The 1,252-nt window shown below is 76.9% G+C and carries 1 protein-coding gene; it reads right to left on the bottom strand.

Features of this window, described 5'->3' with window-relative positions:
* Nucleotides 1-451: 451 nt before the first annotated feature.
* A partial coding sequence (locus tag KN815_RS48370) for a gamma-glutamyltransferase (RefSeq protein WP_253209723.1) occupies nt 452-1,252 on the bottom strand: 801 nt, incomplete at its 5' end.

Below are 1,252 nucleotides of genomic sequence, written 5' to 3'. Positions count from 1 at the left end.
CGCGGTCCTGGTCGAGGGCGTCGACCCCGGCTACGACCCGCTGAAGCGAGCCGAGAAGCTCCGGTCCGCGGACCCCAGCGGGTATGCCCGCTGAGCGCTCCGCTGGAAGTGTCGCGATGCGTCGCCGGCCGGCTGCGGCGCCGTCGTGGCTGGCCACGCGGCGGAGCCGCACATTGACACAGCCGCGGCGGAGCCGCACATCGACAGCCCCGCGCCCTTTCGGGGCGCTGCCCGAGCCGTAGCGGACTTCCTCCGACCTGCTCAGCGCGCACGCCACCCGGCGGGTCTTTCCCACGCCCCTGGGAGCGACGCGGCCGGGGGCTGGGGCGGAGCCCCGCACGCGGCGGAGCCGCAAATGTTAGGTGTCGGGAAGGGGCGGGGAGGGGAGCGGCCCGCCGCAGGCGTCACGGTCCGTCGGACATCACGTGGCGCGCACCCCGCCCCAGCGCGGTCAGCGCCCCACCGCGTACCCCTGCGCGCCCCGCGGATTCGCGGCGCCCAGCAGCACCCCCGTCTCCGGGTCGCGGGCGACCGCGCACAGCCGTCCCTCCGACCAGGGCTCGCCGACCACCACATCGTGGCCGCGGCGGCGCAGCTCCGCGACCGCGGCCTCGCCGGCCCGCGACTCCACGACCACCCGTCCCGCCGTCATCGCCCGCGGGTGGAAGGAGCCGGGGAAGGACTCCTGGTGCCAGTTGGGGGCGTCGATGGCGCCCTGGAGATCCAGTCCGGAGCGCACCGGCGCCCGCAGCGCGACCCCGAGGAAGAAGTGCGTGCTCCACTGGTCCTGCTGATCGCCGCCCGGCGTCCCGAAGGCCATGACGGGGGTGTCGCCGCGCAGCGCGAGCGAGGGGGTGAGCGTGGTGCGGGGGCGGCGGCCGGGGGTGAGGGAGTTGGGCAGCCCGGGGTCCAGCCAGGTCATCTGGAGCCGGGTGCCGAGCGGAAAGCCCAGCGCGGGGATGACGGGGTTGGACTGTAGCCAGCCGCCGCTGGGCGTGGCCGCGACCATGTTGCCCCAGCGGTCCACGACGTCGAGATGGCAGGTGTCGCCCCGCGTCACCCCGTCCGGCCCGACGGCCGGTTCGCCGTCGGCCCGTTCGCCCGGAGCCGATCCCCCAACGGCCGATCCCCCGACCGCCGATCCCCCGACCGCCGGTCCGCCCACCGCCGGTCCGCCCAGCGCCGGTCCGCCCAGGTCCGGTCCGCCCACCGCCGACCCCAGGTCCGGTCCGCCGACCGTCGGCTCCCCGCC

The organism is Streptomyces niphimycinicus (assembly GCF_018883605.1).
Taxonomy (GTDB): Bacteria; Actinomycetota; Actinomycetes; order Streptomycetales; family Streptomycetaceae; genus Streptomyces; species Streptomyces niphimycinicus.
Note: the sequence above shows the minus strand (reverse complement) of the source record. Positions and strands in the feature narration are given on the sequence as shown.